Origin of the sequence: Rathayibacter rubneri, from assembly GCF_023743255.1 — a bacterium.
In the GTDB taxonomy this organism is placed as follows: domain Bacteria; phylum Actinomycetota; class Actinomycetes; order Actinomycetales; family Microbacteriaceae; genus Rathayibacter; species Rathayibacter rubneri.
In genome coordinates this window covers 1-15,342 of sequence record NZ_JAMRYM010000085.1, presented here as the reverse complement: position 1 = coordinate 15,342, position 15,342 = coordinate 1, and the positions used below count along the sequence as shown (strand labels likewise).

Sequence of the window (15,342 nt, the reverse complement as noted above, 5' to 3'; positions counted from 1 at the left end):
GGCGTGAGCGCGGCCGTCGCGGACGCCGGTGCGTACCTCCTCGCGGGAGGCGTCGCCTCCCTCGCCGCCCCGACCGACACCGCCGTGCTGCACAGCGCCGGAGTGGACGCGCTGCGCGTCGCCGAGGCCGTGCGCGGCGCCGGCGGCACGGTCGTCGCGACCGGCGGCTGCTTCGACCTGCTGCACGCGGGTCACGCCCGCACCCTCTCGGCTGCGCGGGCGCTGGGCGACTGCCTGATCGTCTGCCTCAACTCCGACGACTCGGTCCGCCGCCTCAAGGGGGCGTCGCGCCCGATCCTCCCCGAGGACGACCGGGTCGACCTGCTGCTCGCGCTCGAGTGCGTCGACGCGGTGCTCGTCTTCGGCGAGGACACCCCCGACGAGGCGCTGCGCCGCATCCGCCCGGACGTCTGGGTGAAGGGCGGCGACTACTCCGCCGAGTCCCTGCCCGAGACCGCGACCGTCGCCGAGTGGGGCGGGCGCGTGCTCACCGTGCCGTACCACCCGGGCCGCTCGACCACCCACCTCGCCGCGGCGCTCGCCCGCGTCGGCTGACCTCACCACTCCCGCCCCGCGACGGCGAGCCACCCGCGACCCGTCGCACCGTCACCCAGAAGGACATCATGAGTCTCACCCCCACCCCCATCGGCCGCGTCCTGATCACCGGAGGCGCCTCGGGTCTCGGCGCCGCCGTCGCAGCTGCCGTCACCGCCGCGGGCGGCACCCCGATCGTGCTCGACCGCGACGTCTCGAACGTGGCGGACGGCGTCGCCGCCTACCAGGTGGACGTCGCGAAGACCCGCGAGGCCGAGAAGGCCGTCGTCGAGATCGCCCGCGAGCACGGCGGACTCGACGCCGTCGTCACCGCCGCCGGCATCGACCGCTGCGGCCGCCTCGTCGACGTCGACCCGGAGGAGTGGGAGCGCGTGATCTCGGTCAACCTCCTCGGCACCGCCGCGGTGGTCCGGGCGGCGCTGCCGTTCCTCACCGAGACCCACGGACGCGTCGTCACCGTCGCCTCGTCGCTCGCGATCAAGGCCGTCTCGGACGCGACCGCCTACTGCGCGTCGAAGTTCGGCGTGCTCGGCTTCACCCGGGCCCTCGCCGCCGAGACCAAGGGCGAGATCGGCGTCACGACGCTCATCCCCTCGGGCATGAAGACGCGCTTCTTCGACGACCGCGACGCGCAGTATAAGCCGGGCCCCGACGCCCTGCTCAACGAGCCCGAGAACGTGGCGAACGCCGTCATGTTCGTCCTCGGCCAGCCGCAGGGCTGCGAGGTGCGCGAGCTCGTCATCACGCACGAGGAGGAGCCGTCCTGGCCGTGAGCCGCGTGATCCCCTAGGGATCTGCTCTGCGAGATGCCACTCCGGTCCGCGACACGCCGTCGCGGGCGCACCGGAGTGGCATCTCGCATCTCAGCGGGTGGAGGCGAGCACCTCGCGCACGTCCTCCAGGACGGCCTCGATGCGCACGTCCGAGACGAACGACGGGTCGTGCTCGCAGCGCGGCGCCGTCCACCCGACCTGGGTGGCGTCGCGACCGCAGACGGGGCACGCCGTCGTCCAGCTGAGCTGCACGCGGTGGCGCTGCCGGCCCAGCGGAGCCGCGTTGATCGCGTTGCCCACCCAGAAGACGCCGACCGTGGGAGCGCCGACCGCCGCCGCGAGGTGGCGCGGTCCGCTGTCGTTGCCCAGCACCAGGTCGGCGAGCGAGAGCAGCGGAGCGAGGTCGCGCAGCTCCACGCGCCCGGCCCACGACTCCGCGCCGGGGGCGGCGGCGACGATCGCGTCGGCCGCGGGCACGTCGGACTCGTCTCCGACGACGAGCAAGCGCGCTCCGTCCTCGAGCAGGGCCGCGGCCACGGCGGCGAACGACTCCGACGGCCAGCGGCGGCGCGGATCGGTCGCGCCCGGGTGGATCAGCACGAGCGGGCCGTCACCGCCCAGCACGGCGGCGAGCCGGTCGCGCCGCTCGACGTCGACGTGGAGCTCGGGCTCGAGCCGCACCGCGGGGGCGCCCGCGAGGCCGACGACCTCGAGCGCGCGCAGCATCTCGTGCTGGTAGTAGACGTAGGGGATCGTGCGCTCCAGCTCGGCGGCGTCGGGCGTGCGGCAGCCGACGGTGTGCCGGGCGCCGAGCCGCGAGAGGAACGGGTTGGAGTAGCGTCCGCCGCCGTGCAGCTGCACGGCGAGGTCGAAGGAGCGCGCTCGCATGCGGGCGGTGAAGTCCTCGACGACGCGCGGATCCTCGCCCTCGCCGTCCCGGACGCCCTGGGCGACGGGGAGGACCTCGACGTCCGCCACGGGCGACACCCCGCCCTCGAGCAGGACCTTGTGCGCAGGGGTGCCGAGCAGGGTGATCGAGGCGTCGGGGTAGGCGGCGGCGAGCGCGTCCACGGCCGGCAGCGCGAACAGCAGGTCGCCGAGGCCGCCGCCGCGCATCACGGCGATCCTCTCGATTCCGTCGAAGCGCTCTCGAAGGGGGGCGATGGCGACCACGGGGTGTTCCTCTCGGTGGTGCGGAGCCGGCGGGCCGGATCCGGGGAAGGTGCACTCCTCCCCTTCCCCGTCCGGCCCGGTCCGAAACCTCCGCGAGGAGGAACGGCGTCGGATGCTCAGCGGCGCGAGCCCGAGCGGCCGGCGAAGCGGGTGTAGACCAGCAGCACGATGATCGCCCCGATGATCGAGCCGATGATGCCGGCCGGCTGGAGGAAGCCGTCGCCCGCGTCCTGACCGAAGATCAGGAACCCGAGGAACCCGCCGACGAACGAGCCGACGATGCCGAGCACGATGGTCATCAGGATGCTGATGTTCTGGCGTCCGGGGACGACGAGCCGCGCCAGCGCTCCGGCGATGAGACCGACGACGATGATGCTGATGATGAGACCGATCACGATGGTCACCTTCCGTTGAGCGGACCGGGTCCGCGTGTCAGCCCTGCTGTTGCGGGGCCTGAGGCAACAGTCCCACCCGCAGGGCCCCGCCGGTACACCCCTGGGGGTGTGGTCGCCGCCCGGCGCCGTGCGGTAGCGTCCGACCCATGTCCCGGACCGCGCCCCTCACCGTCGCGCTGGTCGACGACTACGACGTGGTCCTCACCGGCCTCGCCCACATGTTCGACCACTACCGGCACCGCGTGCTCGTGGCCGAGATCGATGCGAACGCGACCCTCTCCGACTCCATCGACATCGTGCTGTACGACTCGTTCGCGCAGCCGGAGTCGGACCACGACGAGATCGCCGGCCTGGTGCGCAACCCGCGGGCCCGCCACGTCGTCGTCTACACCTGGAACTTCGCTCCCACTCTCGTCGCCGACGCGCTCGAGCAGGGCGTGCACGGCTACCTCTCGAAGACCCTGCCCGCGCGCGATCTCGTGACCGCTCTCGAGCGGGTCGCCGCGGGCGAGGTCGTCGTCAGCGATCCGCCGCAGCGGGCCGGAGCCGCTCCCGGGCTCGACTGGCCGGGCCGGCACGAGGGCATCACCGATCGCGAGTCCGAGATCCTGGCGCTCATCACCCAGGGCAAGAGCAACGCCGACGTCGCCGCGCTCACCTACCTCAGCCCCAACACCGTGAAGTCCTACATCCGCAGCGTCTACGGCAAGATCGGGGCGACCAGCCGCACGCAGGCGGTCCTCTGGGGCGTCGACCACGGGTTCACGCCCGACCACCACCGCATCGACCACTGGCTCGGCGGGCCCTGAGCGCCGACTCGAGAGCGCTCAGCGCGCCCGTCGCAGGGTCTCGAGCGGGTACTCGCCGAACCGCTGCGCGTAGGCGCCGGCGAAGCGCCCCGCGTTCAGGAACCCCCACCGCGCGGCCACCGCGGCGATGGTCGTGTCGGACGGCTCCGCTCGGAGCAGCTCGTCGCGCGCGCGGTCGAGCCGCACGTCGCGGAGGTAGCCCAGCGGGGTGAGCCCGAAGTGCCGCCGGAACGCGAGCTGCAGCGCCCGCGGGGTGAGCGCGGCCGCGGCGGCGATGTCGGTGAGCGAGATCGGCGACGAGGCGAACGCGTGGACGAACTCCGCGGCGCGCAGGAGGTGCGCGTTCCGGGGCCGGAGGATCTCAGTCGGCAGGCGGACCGGCCGGTGCGGGAACGCCGCGAGGAGGCGCAGCGCCACCCCCCGATCGGCCTCGGCGAGCTGCAGGACGGTGGCCGTGCCGCCGAGCAGACCCGAGAGGTCGTTCACCGCGCTCCACCACGCGCCGACCGCCGCGGGGTGCGGCACCGCACGGTGGTCGAAGACGAGCGGGGCCGCGTCGGTCCCCGTCGACTCGGCGGCGAGCTCCTCGAGGAGCTCCGCGTCCACGTGGACGAGCCGCTGGTCGTACTCGCCGAAGTCGAACTCGAACGGGCGCCCGGTGGGGAACACGGCGGGGCGGGCGCGCTGCAGCGGAGTCTCGTCCCGGCCGACGTCCATCACTCCGCGGCCCGCGTGCAGCCACGAGACGACGTACTCGCCCTCCGGAGCGATCTGGCCGCGGACCGAGCCGCGGAACGCCGAGGTCCGGATGCTCACCCGCTCGTCGCCCACCGCGGTGTAGCGGAAGAAGAAGGAGTCCCGCAGCGGCTCCGCCCGGAACCGCGAGCCGCGGTAGGCGTCCGTGTAGAAGGAGATCGCGTCGTCGACCCGACGACTCGCGCGCACGAAGCCGGACGTCGCCGGCACGGCTGCACTCATCGTGTCAGTCTGCCATCGGGAGGCGCACCGTTCGACAGCAGAACCCCGTGACTCCTGGCCCACGACATGATTCCTTCGTATACTAATGGTTATGGCACGAAGGAAGAACGAGGACCGTCCCGAGCGGACGCCGAACCCGATGAACCCCTTCGACGGCAAGCCGGGGCTCTACAACCGGATCAACCGCGCGATCTACTCCTTCACCGGACCCGCCCACGTCGGCATCGGCCGCCCGGAGGAGCCCTACGTCGCCCCCGCGGACCCCGTCTGCCCGCTCTGCGGCCGCCCCATGGCGCTGCACGAGATCGACCGCTCGGGCGAGCGCACGCAGCTGCACTGCCCGCGCGCCTGAGGGTCCGAGCCGCCCGGCCCTTCTCCTTCTTCTGGCTGCTCCTCCTCCTCGCTTCCGCTCCTCCTCCAGAAGTTGCAGGAAGCGCGAGCCGATACCGCAACTTCTGAGGAAGCGACGAGGGCACTTCGGCTCGAGCCCCCTCTCCGCTGCCCCGTTCCTCCAGAAGTTGCGGGAAGCGCGCGCCGATACCGCGACTTCCGGAGGAGCGTGCTCACCCCTCGGCCAGCCGCCGCCGGTTCACCTTCCCCGCGTCGCTGCGCAGCGGCTCCCGCTGCATCCGCAGCGCAAGCGGCGTCCGCGCCCGCCCCAGCCGCTCCCGCGCGAAGGCCAGCAGCTCGTCGACCCCGACGTCCGCCCGGTCGATGTCGACCACCGCCTCCACCGCCTGGCCCAGGTCCTCGTCCGGCACGCCGTACGCGACGGCGCCGCGCACCGCGGGATGCTCCTCCAGCACCCGCTCGATCTCGGCCGGATGGATGCTCACCCCGCCGCGCAGCACGAGGTCGTCGACACGGTCGAGCACGGTCACGTAGCCGTCGGAGTCGACCGAACCGAGGTCGCCGAGCGTGTCCCAGCCGTCCTCGCTCCGCCGCGACTCCCCGCCGAGGTAGCGGTAGGCCGGATCCGCGCCGCGCCGCATCCAGATCGTGCCCGGCTCCCCCACCGCCACCGCCGCCCCCTGCGCGTCGAGGATCCGCACCTCCGTGCCGCCGATCGGCCGGCCGACGCTGCCCGGCCGCTGGAGCCACTCGTCACCCCGGATCATCGTCAGCCCGTTCGACTCGCTGCCCGCGTACACCTCGACCACCGTCCGGGCGCCCAGCCACTCGATCAGCCCGCGCTTGTCGGCGGGCGGGCAGGGCGAACCCAGGTGCAGCACCGTCTCGAGCGAGGAGACATCGGCGTCGCGGCGCCCCGGCCAGCGCAGAAGCCGGTGGATCGTCGTGGGCACCAGCAGCGCCCAGGTGACGCGGTGCTCCTGGATCGCGGCGAGCACCCTCCGCTCGTCGAATCGCGGCAGGATCACGAGCCGCTGACCCGTCAGCAGCCCGCGGAAGGCGTAGGTGAACGTCGCGGAGTGGGTGAGCGGCCCCGTGACCAGCTGCACCCCCTCCCGGGGCAGGAACGCGGCGACCGGCTGCGTGGGGTCCATGACGGCGGGCGCGGCGGCGAGCACGATCTTGGGGCGGCCGGTGCTGCCGGAGGAGGCGGGCGCCTTCCACGACGACGCGGCGGCGTCCGGCAGCGGAGCGTCCGGCAGCGCGGGGTCAGGCACGTGCCCGGCCGGCACCGACGGCACTGCGTCGAGCGCGAAGCCGACGGTCAGCGCGGGGCGCGCGAGCTCGGCGATCTCCGCGCGCTCGCGCGGGGAGAGGTCGCGCGACAGGGGCAGCGGAGTCGCGCCCGCCTTCCAGACCGCGGCGCAGACCACGACGAACTCGGCCGTGTTCGGCAGCGAGACGGCCACGAGCGAGTCGTGCACCACTCCGAGCGCCAGGTAGGAGCGCGCGAGCCGCGTGCTCTCGAGCTCGAGCTCGCCCGCGGTGAGGGTGCGGTCGTCCGCGATCACCACGATCCGCTCCGGATCCGCGTCGGCGAGCGCCGTCAGGCAGCGCGAGAAGGAGCGGCGCATCAGAGGTCCAGGTGCCGGCGGTAGAGGTCCTCGTGCCGAGCGGCGACATCGCGCCAGTCGTGCGAGAACGCCAGCGACCGGCCGTCGCGCGGCGCCGACCCGTCGAGCGCCGCCGCGAGAGCCGCCCGGATCCCCTCGACGTCCGCCCCGTAGGCCACCGCGTCCCCGAACACCTCGCGCAGCACCGGCAGATCGCGGGCGACGACCGGCACCCCCGCGGCGAGCGCCTCCATCGCCGCCAGGCCGAAGCCCTCCTTGGTCGAGGCGAAGCCGAGCACCGACGCGCCGGCGACGAGCGGCGCGACGTCCTCCTCCGGCACCGTCCCCAGCACGACGGGTGCCACCCCGAGCTCGCGGGCCCGGCGCTCGAACTCCTCGCGGTAGGGCCGGTAGTCGAAGAGCGTCTCGCCCCCGCCGAACACCAGCGCGGTGCCCGGGGCGAGACGGGCGTGCGCCTCGAGCAGGTCGATGCTGCCCTTGCGCGGTTCGATGCCGCCGAGGGCGAGCACGTACGGGCCGAGCCGTGCGCGCCACGCCAGCGCCGCGTCGCTCCCGGACGCCGCCGCGAACCGCGCCGCATCCACTCCGTTCGGGATCACCACCGCCCGCCGCCCCCACCCGAGAGCCACGTCGTCGGCGACCGCCTGCGACACGCAGAGCAGCGCCGACGGTCCGATCAGGGCGCGCTCGTGGCACGCGACGAGCGCCGGAGTCGTGAACTCGTCGAGGTGGTGCACGGTGCGCAGCAGTCCGCCGGGCCCCGCGAAGCGCGCGTCGAGCGCCGCGTTCGCCGAGATGCAGTCCTGCGCGTGCACCACGTCGGCCTCGCCGCCCAGCGCCCCGGCCATCGCGGCGAGGGAGCGGACGATCCGGTCGCCGACACTCTCGTCGTCACGGGCGGCGAACGGCACGACCCGCACCCGCACCGCCGGATCGACGGGACGGAAGAAGGCCTCGTCGCCGCCGCGCCCGAGCGTCCACACCGTCACGTCGTGACCGCGGCCGGCGAGCGCCTCCGCCAGGGCGAGGGTGTGCACCACCCCGCCGCGCGGCCGGGTGGAGTACGTCAGCAGCGCGATCCGCACGGGCGGCCCCCCTCTAGTCGAGTCCCGGCGCGAGGCGCACGCCCGGGTGGTAGCTGTGCTCCGCACGGTCGCGGAGGTGGTCCATGCTGCGGCGGGCGCGCGCCACCGCCGCCGACACGTCGTCGGACGCGCTCGCGAGGCCGCCCTTGGCCCAGGTCTTCGCGACGATCTCCCCCGCCGGATCCACGACCTTTGCCTGGCCGAGGAACCGCAGCCCGCCCAGCACCCCGGTCTGGTTGGACGACACGAGGTACACCTGGTTCTCGGCAGCCCTCGCGCAGTCGTAGAGGTCGAACAGGTGCGCCTGGCGGTCGTTGCGGATGCGGTCGGAGCGGTCGGTCACGCTCGCGGGCCAGGCGCTCAGGCAGCAGAGGATCTCGGCGCCGTCCAGCGCCAGCGAGCGCGCCGACTCCGGGAACGTCTTGTCGAAGTCGATCATCATGCCGATCCTCCCGACCGGGCTGTCGAACGAGCCGAAGCGGTCGCCCGCCGCGTAGACCTCCGACTCGCCCAGCGGCAGGTGGACCTTGCGGTGGGTGCCGACGACCACTCCGCCCTGCACGCAGACGGCGGTGTTGTAGCGGCGCACCTCGCCGTGCTCGAGCGCCCGCTCGGCGATGCCGAAGCACACCGTCGTGTCGCCCGCCATCCGCGCCACGGCGGCCACTTCGGGCCCGTCCACCTCCACGGCCTGCGGCAGGTCGTCCGGTCCCGGGTGGTGCAGGTCGAGCAGGTAGCCGCCGAGCGTCGCGTCGGGCAGCACGAGCAGGTCGACTCCCCTCTCGCGGGCTCCGCCGATGATCCCGGGCAGCTTCACGAGGGTGCGCTCGAGGTCGCGGCCGAAGTGCGCCGCCACCGCGGCCATCGTGATCGTCGTCATGGTCCCCACTCCCGCCTCCCGGCCCCGCGCTCGCGGCCGGTCGGCGTCACCGTACCGCGGCGCCCGCGAACCGTGTCGACGGTGCGTCCGCGCGCAGCTGCGCGGCGATGTGCTCCGCATCCCGTGCGACGGCCTCGAACCGGCCGGAGCCCCACGTGTGCAGCCACGGCAGGCCGAGGAAGAACAGGCCCGGGACCGCCGTGGCTCCGCGTCGGTGCGTCGGGTGGCCCGAGCCGTCGAAGACCCCGACCTGCACCCAGGAGTAGTCGGATCGGAAGCCGACGGCCCAGATCACGGTCGTGATCCCCGCCGCCGCGAGGTCGAGCTCCTCGATCTCGCGCTCCGGCCGCCAGACGGGCGCGTACCGCGCCTCTGTCGGCGCGTGCACTCCCGTGCGCTCGATGTAGGCGTCGATGTCGTTCTTGATCGACTCCGCCACCGAGTCCGCGTAGTCCAGCGACGCCTCCGCGGTCGGAGCGAAGCGCAGCACGCCGCCGTCGACCCTCCGCAGTCGGCCGTACAGCCGCATGCCGTCGCGGGCGAAGGCGCGCAGGTCGATGTCGCGCCCGCCATCGCGCCCCGTGACGTAGTGGTTGGTCGACTCCCGCTTCGAGAGCCCGCCGACCTGCGCGTGCACGGGGACGTCGTAGACGCCCATGTCCGAGAGCCAGGCGACGCAGTCGCGCCCGCGGTAGAAGCGGGCGACCCGCGGAGCCGTGCCCAGCGCCAGGTGCACCTCGCGGCCCTCGAGGAAGAGGTCCTCCGCGATCTGCGCCCCGGACTGGCCCGATCCGACGACGAGCACGCCGCCGTCCGGGAGCTCGGCGGCCGAGCGGTAGTCGGCCGAGTGCAGCTGCACGACGGAGTCGGGGAGTCGCTGCGCCACGGCCGGCAGCACGGGCCGGTGGTAGCCGCCCGTCGCCACGACGACGCGGTCGGCGGTGATCGTCCCGCGCGAGGTGACGACCTCGAAGCCGCCGCCCTCGCGCTCGCGCATCCGCAGCACCTCGGTGCCCTCGACGACCGGCGCGTCGAACGACTCGGCGTAGCGGCGGACCCACGCGTGCACCTCGTCGCGCGTCATGAAGCCGTCGGGGTCGTCGCCGTCGTACGGATAGGCGGGCAGTCGGCACTGCCAGTTCGGGGTGACCAGGGTGAAGTTCCGCCAGCGCCGGTCGAGCCAGTCGTGCGCGATCGTGTCGCGCTCGATCACGAGGTGGTCCACTCCGTCGTCGGTGAGGAGGCGGCTGATCGAGAGACCGGCCTGGCCCGCTCCGATCACCGCGACCTCGACGTGCCGGCCGTTCTCGAGCGCGGTCACGACGGCACCGCCGGCGGATCCATGGCCAGCACGCGGACGCGTCCGCCGTCGAACCGGGCGGCCGCGGCGACGATGTCCGCCTCCTGCTGCATCGCGGAGGTGCAGGCGAAGCCGAACCGCGCGCGCACGCGGTCGCTCGCGATCCGCAGCGCCTCGCTCGAGCGGCCGACGAAGTCCTCGAGCGCATAGCTCTCGCCCTCGGCGAGGAAGTCGTGCATGACCAGGCTCGGCGAGTAGCAGCGCTCCTCGGCGCCGTCCGGCCAGCGGATGGAGAAGGTCATCTCAGGCATGGACGAGCCCTCCGCTCCAGACGCGGTCGATGTCGTAGGCGTCCGGACGCCGGTCGCGCAGGTGGAACATGCCGCCGCGCATCGCCTCGAACGTGCCCTGCACGTCGATCTCGGCGACCGCCATGCCGGAGCCCAGCAGCGTCGTCGCGAGGATGTTGCCGCCCGGATCGACGATCTTCGCGTTCCCGACGTAGCGGAGCGATCCGAAGGTTCCCGACTGGTTCGACGCCATCCAGAACACCTGGTTGTCGAGCGCCCGGGCGATGTCGAACTGGTTGAACCGGTAGGTCCAGCGGTCCTCCTGCAGGTTCTCGGCGGTCGCGGTGCGCGCGGCGGGCCAGGCCGAGAGCGAGGCGATGATCTCGGCGCCGTCGAGCGCCATCGAGCGCGCCGCCTCCGGGAACGCCTTGTCGTAGCAGATCTGCAGTCCCACGCGGCCGACCGGGGTCTCGTGCACGGCGTAGCCCGGCCCCGGCGAGTACGACAGGTGCTCGCCCAGCGGCTGGTGCACCTTGCGGTAGCTGCCGTAGATCTGCCCGCCGTCCAGCAGTGCCGCCGCGTTGTAGCGGGTCTCGCCGTCCTCGTCGAGCTCGCAGAAGCCGATCGCGACGAGCAGGTCGCCCGCGATCTCCTGCACCCGGCGCAGCTCCGGCCCGTCCAGCGAGATCGCCGGCGGCATCGACCGCGTGGTGGTGCGGATCGTGTCGCCGTGGTTGCCGAGCGAGGAGAGGTAGCCGCCGATCGCGGCCTCGGGCAGCGCGAGGAACTCGACGCGCTTCTCCCTCGCCTCGTCGGCGAGCGCCTGGATGAGCGCGTAGTTCTGGTCGAGGTCGCGGGTGAAGTTGGCCGCGACGGATCCGACGATCGTCATGGCGAGCGCCTAGAGGTTGTAGGTGGAGTTGATGATGGCGCCCTTGCGGGCGTAGTGGATGAGCGCGTCCTGCACGTCGAGCGGGTGGCACGGGATCGTGCCCTCGATCAGGTCCTCCTCGCGGAGGCCGTGCAGCGCCATGCCGAAGCGGCAGACGAAGACGCGGTTGCCCTCCTCGATGAAGGTCTTGAGCGCGTTGTTGATGTTCTGCTCACCGGGGAAGCCGGAGTCGCCGACCGTCGGGAAGCCGCGGGTCGCCATGGCGTTGATGGTGCCGGGACCGTAGAAGTACACGGCCGACTCGAAGCCCTTCCGGGCGGCGCGGGTCGCCTGCAGGATCGCGACGAAGCTGACGGAGGACTCGTGCGCGATGCCGTGCACGAGGGTGAAGTACGACTGGCCGGGCTCGGCCTGGTAGTCGGGGAACACCTTGGTGGAGCCGTAGAGGTTGCTGCCGTTCGGGAGCGACGGGTGCGCGATCTCGGAGCGGGACTTCTCGATGTTGGCGGTGATCTGGTCTTCGATGTCGGACACGGGAACCTCCGGGGTTCGTCGAGGGACTGCGCCGAGCGGCGCAGGTGCGAGGGGAGAACGACCGCGCCTGGACGCGGTGCGAGGGTGGACGACCGCGGCTGAGCGCGGTGCGAGGGGAGGACGACTGCGCCTCAGCGCGGTGTGATGGTGCAGTAACAGGAGAGCCGGGTGATGCGGTCGTGCTGTGATGCGGGTGGTGCCGGTGTCGCTCGGGGCGGATCCGGACGAGCGGAGCGACGGGGCCGGGTCGTCGGGGACGCCTCCGGGTACCGATCAGTCAAGGCCGCCCCTGTTTCCGTGTGGTTTCGAGCGGAAGAAGCCTGCGTTACACGACAGCCGTCGCGGATGTAACAGGATCGCGTTCCGGATGTCATCGATCGGAAACACCCGGCGCCTTGGATGGGTGCTCACGGCGACGGACGTCCGCGCCGCGCACCGCTCGACTCGATCGCACCGAGGAGCCCCATGACCGACCTGCAGATGCCCCGCCTGCGCACCGCCGCCGCCACCGTCCCGGATGCCGCGACCGACTCCGGCGCCGGCTGCGGCGCCGCCCCGAGCGCCCTGCGCACCCGCGTCGACATCGCGCTGCAGGGCATCCGCGTCGACGCCCCCGTCCACCGGGAGGCCGGAGCCGGGCCGAGCGACGACGGGCACGTCGTGATCGGCGGCCTCGGTGCCGCGATCCCCGTGAATCCGCGCAGCCCCTACTCCGTCACGAACGGACGGCTGCTGCTCGACGGCGCCGATCTGGGCCTGGACGTCGAACCCGTGAAGCGCCCGCGCTTCTACGACCTCGAGACGGCCGACGGAGTCTCGTACGAGAAGATCGCGCGGCTGCACGGCCGGAACATCCTGGCCACCACCGTCGTGCAGACCTGCATGCGCTACGACGAGGCCGAGCGCTGCCGGTTCTGCGCCATCGAGGCCTCCCTGGCGAACGACTCCACCATCGCGGTGAAGACCCCCGCGCAGCTCGCCGAGGTCGCCGAGGCGGCCGCCCGGCTCGACGGCATCCGCCAGATGGTGATGACCACCGGCACCTCGAAGGGCCGCGATCGCGGAGCGCGGCACCTCGCCCGCTGCGTCCGCGCCGTGCTCGAGGCGGTGCCGGGACTGCCGATCCAGGTGCAGTGCGAGCCGCCCGAGGATCTCGCGGCGCTGCAGGAGCTGAAGGACGCCGGAGCCCTCTCGATCGGGATCCACATCGAGTCGATGGACGACGACATCCGCCGCCGCTGGACCCCCGGCAAGGCGCGCGTCTCGACCGAGAAGTACAAGCAGGCGTGGGCGGAGGCCGTGCGGATCTTCGGCCGCAACCAGGTCTCGACCTACCTCCTCATCGGCCTCGGCGAGGACCCGGACCAGCTCGTCGCGAGCGCGGGCGAGCTGATCGAGATGGGCGTGTACCCGTTCGTCGTCCCGTTCCGCCCGCTGAAGGGCACGCTCGCCACGGAGGTGGACCACGTCCTCCCGCCCGCCGGCTCGCTCCTCGAGTCGGTCAGCGAGCAGGTGGCCGCGCTGCTGATCGCGGCGGGCATGCTCTCGTCCGGTCAGAAGGCGGGTTGCGCCGCCTGCGGCGCGTGCGGCGTGCTGAAGACCGCCGGCGCCTGATGGAGCTGTCGATCCTCGAGGGCGTGCGGAGGATCGCTCCGGTCGCGCCGCTCGCGATCGCCGTCGCCGATGCGGCCGGGACCCTCGCCTACCGAGCCCTGCGCAGAGCGGTGTTCGTCGAGGAGCAGCAGCTGTTCGACTCCGACGACCGCGACGACCTCGACGACGACCCGCGGACGGTCGTGCTCGTCGCCCGGCTCGGCGGCGAGGTCGTCGGCGGGGTGCGCCTGGCGCCCGCCCTCGAGCCCGACCTCGGCTGGTGGACCGGCAGCCGCCTGGTCGTGCGGCGCGACGCGCGCGGTGCGGCCGGCCTGGGCGCGGCCCTCGTGCGCGCCGCGTGCGCGGAGGCGGAGTCGCGGGGCGTGATCCGCTTCGAGGCGACCGTGCAGCGGCAGAACGAGGTCCTCTTCCGCCGCCTCGGCTGGGACCGCCTCGGCACCGCCGACGTCGCAGGACTCCCCCACGTGCGGATGCGCTGGCCGATCCACCGGTTCGACCGCCAGTCCCGCGCGGCCAAGGCCTCTCTCGGCCCGCTGCTCGAGGCCTTCGCGGGGCAGCTCGGCGGCCCCGGCTTCCGCGGCGACGACGGCGCGCCGGTCCCGGGCTCGGACCTCGTCGCCGTCTGCGACGCGATCGTCCCCTCGATGGTCGAGCGGGATCCGGAGTGGGCGGGCTGGTGCTCGGTGCTCGTGAACGTCAACGACCTCACCGCCATGGGCGCGGACCCGGTCGGCCTGCTCGACGCGGTCGGCGCCCGCGACGCCGACTCCGCCGCCCGCATCCTCCGCGGCCTCCGCGCCGGAGCCGAGGCGTGGGGCGTGCCGCTGCTCGGTGGTCACACCCAGCTCGGCGTGCCCGCCGCGCTGTCCGTGACCGGGCTCGGCCGCACCGCGCGTCCCGTCCCGGGCTCGGCTCCGCTGGGCCACGAGCTCAGCCTGACCGCCGACCTCGGCGGATCGTGGCGCCCCGGCTACGCGGGGGCGCAGTGGGACTCGACGTCCGCCCGCTCCTCCGAGGTCCTGCGCTCCCTCGCCGCGAGTGTCGGCGCCTGCTCGCCCGACGGCGCCAAGGACGTCAGCATGGCGGGCCTGGTCGGCACCGTCGGCATGCTCGCGGAGGCGTCCGGCGGCGGTGCCGAGATCGACGTCGCCGCTGTCCCCCATCCCGCTGCGGCCGGAGTGGCCGACTGGCTCTCCTGCTTCCCCGGCTTCGCGATGCTCACCGCCGACCGGCCGGGCCGGGGACGGATGCGCTCGCCGCACGCCGCGACCGCTCCGATCGGCCGCGTGGTCGCCGGCGAGGGCGTCGTGCTGCGCTGGCCCGACGGCGAGACCACCCGCGCGATCGCCTCCGCGGTGACGCGCCTCGGCGCGGCCTGAGCGCGACCGGTCGCGGCCCTCGCGTATCGTCGGCCGGGAGCGGTCGGGCGATCGCGGGTGGGGGCCCCTCGATGACGATGAACCGCGTGCCGCGAGCGGCACTCCTGCTGGCGGGTCTCGCGCTCGCGCTGACGGCCTGCACCGAGCCGGCGCCCGCACCGACCGCCTCGGCCGCATCTGGCGCCGCCGCACCGTCCGGCCCGCCGACCGCCTCGTCCGCGAGCACCCCGGGATCGGCCGTCGAGCCCCTCGGCGAGCGACTCCCGCTGACCGGGGCGCTCACCGGCCTCTCGGCCGACGCGGCAGGGCAGGTCTCGATCGACCGCCGGGAGGACGGCACCGTCTGGGTGACCCTGACGGGCGTCACCGTCACCCCGGCGTACGACCCCTTCCTCCTGCTCAGCGAGAGGAGCTTCGCCGTCGACTCCCCGCGCCCGCCCGACATCCTGGGCACGGTCCTCGGACCGCTCACCGCGGAGTCGGAGCAGTCGTTCCCGGTGCCGGACGACGCCCTCGCGTCCCCCGTCCGGAGTCTCGTCGTGCTCGGCACCGGCGACCCCGGCACGAGCCGCCTCGCGGCCGCGACCTTCTGACGCCACCGTCCCTCCTTCTCCGCTCCTCCTCCGCTCCTCCCTCCTCCAGAAGTTGCGGTGAGCGCGGGCCTTTCCCGCAACTTCTGAGGAACCGTCCCGCCCCGTCT

At 73.5% G+C, this 15,342-nt stretch carries 17 protein-coding genes; 7 read left to right on the top strand and 10 right to left on the bottom strand.

Translation table 11 applies throughout. The features are described 5' to 3' along the window. The coding region (gene rfaE2 / locus NB037_RS15485) for a D-glycero-beta-D-manno-heptose 1-phosphate adenylyltransferase (protein WP_251947228.1) at positions 1–555 on the top strand (555 nt) is incomplete at its 5' end. A 68-nt stretch (positions 556–623) separates the two neighbouring features. Continuing rightward, on the top strand, positions 624–1,328 hold the full coding sequence (locus NB037_RS15480) for an SDR family oxidoreductase (protein ID WP_251947225.1): 705 nt from the start codon (positions 624–626) through the stop codon (positions 1,326–1,328). Positions 1,329–1,418: 90 nt separating this feature from the next. Here NB037_RS15480 and NB037_RS15475 read toward each other — a convergent pair whose 3' ends face one another. Continuing rightward, positions 1,419–2,501, bottom strand: a complete 1,083-nt coding sequence (locus NB037_RS15475; protein WP_251947221.1) for a glycosyltransferase family 9 protein — start codon at positions 2,499–2,501, stop codon at positions 1,419–1,421. Positions 2,502–2,617: 116 nt separating this feature from the next. Beyond that, entirely contained in the window at positions 2,618–2,896 is a 279-nt protein-coding gene (locus NB037_RS15470) for a GlsB/YeaQ/YmgE family stress response membrane protein (RefSeq protein ID WP_207404727.1), read from the bottom strand. Positions 2,897–3,042: 146 nt separating this feature from the next. Here NB037_RS15470 and NB037_RS15465 point away from each other — a divergent pair, with 146 nt between their 5' ends. After that, positions 3,043–3,705, top strand: coding sequence for a response regulator transcription factor (locus NB037_RS15465; protein WP_251947217.1), 663 nt, complete (start codon positions 3,043–3,045; stop codon positions 3,703–3,705). A gap of 18 nt (positions 3,706–3,723) precedes the next feature. Here the strand turns inward: NB037_RS15465 and NB037_RS15460 are convergent, their stop codons facing one another. Continuing rightward, on the bottom strand, positions 3,724–4,683 hold the full coding sequence (locus NB037_RS15460; RefSeq protein ID WP_251947215.1) for a helix-turn-helix transcriptional regulator: 960 nt from the start codon (positions 4,681–4,683) through the stop codon (positions 3,724–3,726). Between the two features lie 91 nt (positions 4,684–4,774). Here NB037_RS15460 and NB037_RS15455 point away from each other — a divergent pair, with 91 nt between their 5' ends. Beyond that, positions 4,775–5,035 carry a hypothetical protein gene (locus tag NB037_RS15455; protein WP_251947212.1) on the top strand — a complete coding sequence of 87 codons (261 nt, stop codon included), beginning with the start codon at positions 4,775–4,777 and terminating at the stop codon, positions 5,033–5,035. Between the two features lie 211 nt (positions 5,036–5,246). Here NB037_RS15455 and NB037_RS15450 read toward each other — a convergent pair whose 3' ends face one another. From NB037_RS15450 to NB037_RS15420, 7 genes are read right to left on the bottom strand one after another with little or no spacing between them, the layout of a single operon-like run. Continuing rightward, positions 5,247–6,668: an AMP-binding protein gene (locus NB037_RS15450; RefSeq protein WP_279308989.1), complete on the bottom strand. Its 1,422-nt coding sequence runs from the start codon at positions 6,666–6,668 to the stop codon at positions 5,247–5,249. Further along, complete coding sequence (locus NB037_RS15445) at positions 6,668–7,753, bottom strand: MSMEG_0565 family glycosyltransferase (protein WP_251947209.1); 1,086 nt, start codon at positions 7,751–7,753, stop codon at positions 6,668–6,670. The genes NB037_RS15450 and NB037_RS15445 overlap by 1 nt, the downstream gene beginning before the upstream one ends. A gap of 13 nt (positions 7,754–7,766) precedes the next feature. Next, entirely contained in the window at positions 7,767–8,633 is an 867-nt protein-coding gene (locus NB037_RS15440) for a carbon-nitrogen hydrolase family protein (RefSeq protein WP_251947207.1), read from the bottom strand. A 46-nt stretch (positions 8,634–8,679) separates the two neighbouring features. Beyond that, on the bottom strand, positions 8,680–9,954 hold the full coding sequence (locus tag NB037_RS15435) for an MSMEG_0569 family flavin-dependent oxidoreductase (RefSeq protein WP_251947204.1): 1,275 nt from the start codon (positions 9,952–9,954) through the stop codon (positions 8,680–8,682). Continuing rightward, a complete protein-coding gene (locus NB037_RS15430; protein ID WP_251947202.1) occupies positions 9,951–10,244 on the bottom strand; it encodes an MSMEG_0570 family nitrogen starvation response protein in 294 nt (97 codons plus the stop codon). The genes NB037_RS15435 and NB037_RS15430 overlap by 4 nt, the downstream gene beginning before the upstream one ends. After that, a complete protein-coding gene (locus NB037_RS15425) occupies positions 10,237–11,115 on the bottom strand; it encodes a carbon-nitrogen hydrolase family protein (protein ID WP_251947199.1) in 879 nt (292 codons plus the stop codon). The genes NB037_RS15430 and NB037_RS15425 overlap by 8 nt, the downstream gene beginning before the upstream one ends. Before the next feature lie 9 nt (positions 11,116–11,124). After that, positions 11,125–11,649, bottom strand: coding sequence for an MSMEG_0572/Sll0783 family nitrogen starvation response protein (locus NB037_RS15420; protein ID WP_056867650.1), 525 nt, complete (start codon positions 11,647–11,649; stop codon positions 11,125–11,127). A 465-nt stretch (positions 11,650–12,114) separates the two neighbouring features. Between NB037_RS15420 and NB037_RS15415 the strand changes: the two genes are divergently transcribed. The 3 genes from NB037_RS15415 (at position 12,115) to NB037_RS15405 (ending at position 15,235) form a co-directional block, all read left to right on the top strand. Further along, positions 12,115–13,263, top strand: a complete 1,149-nt coding sequence (locus NB037_RS15415; RefSeq protein WP_251947198.1) for an MSMEG_0568 family radical SAM protein — start codon at positions 12,115–12,117, stop codon at positions 13,261–13,263. Beyond that, positions 13,233–14,642: an MSMEG_0567/sll0787 family protein gene (locus NB037_RS15410; RefSeq protein ID WP_251947196.1), complete on the top strand. Its 1,410-nt coding sequence runs from the start codon at positions 13,233–13,235 to the stop codon at positions 14,640–14,642. The genes NB037_RS15415 and NB037_RS15410 overlap by 31 nt, the downstream gene beginning before the upstream one ends. 71 nt (positions 14,643–14,713) lie before the next feature. After that, positions 14,714–15,235, top strand: coding sequence for a hypothetical protein (locus NB037_RS15405; RefSeq protein WP_251947194.1), 522 nt, complete (start codon positions 14,714–14,716; stop codon positions 15,233–15,235). The last annotated feature ends 107 nt before the right edge of the window (positions 15,236–15,342 follow it).

Bases quoted from the DNA above. Each gene is read 5' to 3' on its own strand.
- NB037_RS15480 (WP_251947225.1), top strand. From the start codon at position 624: ATGAGTCTCACCCCCACCCCCATCGGCCGCGTCCTGATCACCGGAGGC.
- NB037_RS15465 (WP_251947217.1), top strand. From the start codon at position 3,043: ATGTCCCGGACCGCGCCCCTCACCGTCGCGCTGGTCGACGACTACGAC.
- NB037_RS15460 (WP_251947215.1), bottom strand. From the start codon at position 4,683: ATGAGTGCAGCCGTGCCGGCGACGTCCGGCTTCGTGCGCGCGAGTCGT.
- NB037_RS15455 (WP_251947212.1), top strand. From the start codon at position 4,775: ATGGCACGAAGGAAGAACGAGGACCGTCCCGAGCGGACGCCGAACCCG.
- NB037_RS15450 (WP_279308989.1), bottom strand. From the start codon at position 6,668: ATGCGCCGCTCCTTCTCGCGCTGCCTGACGGCGCTCGCCGACGCGGAT.
- NB037_RS15440 (WP_251947207.1), bottom strand. From the start codon at position 8,633: ATGACGACGATCACGATGGCCGCGGTGGCGGCGCACTTCGGCCGCGAC.
- NB037_RS15430 (WP_251947202.1), bottom strand. From the start codon at position 10,244: ATGCCTGAGATGACCTTCTCCATCCGCTGGCCGGACGGCGCCGAGGAG.
- NB037_RS15425 (WP_251947199.1), bottom strand. From the start codon at position 11,115: ATGACGATCGTCGGATCCGTCGCGGCCAACTTCACCCGCGACCTCGAC.
- NB037_RS15415 (WP_251947198.1), top strand. From the start codon at position 12,115: ATGACCGACCTGCAGATGCCCCGCCTGCGCACCGCCGCCGCCACCGTC.
- NB037_RS15405 (WP_251947194.1), top strand. From the start codon at position 14,714: ATGACGATGAACCGCGTGCCGCGAGCGGCACTCCTGCTGGCGGGTCTC.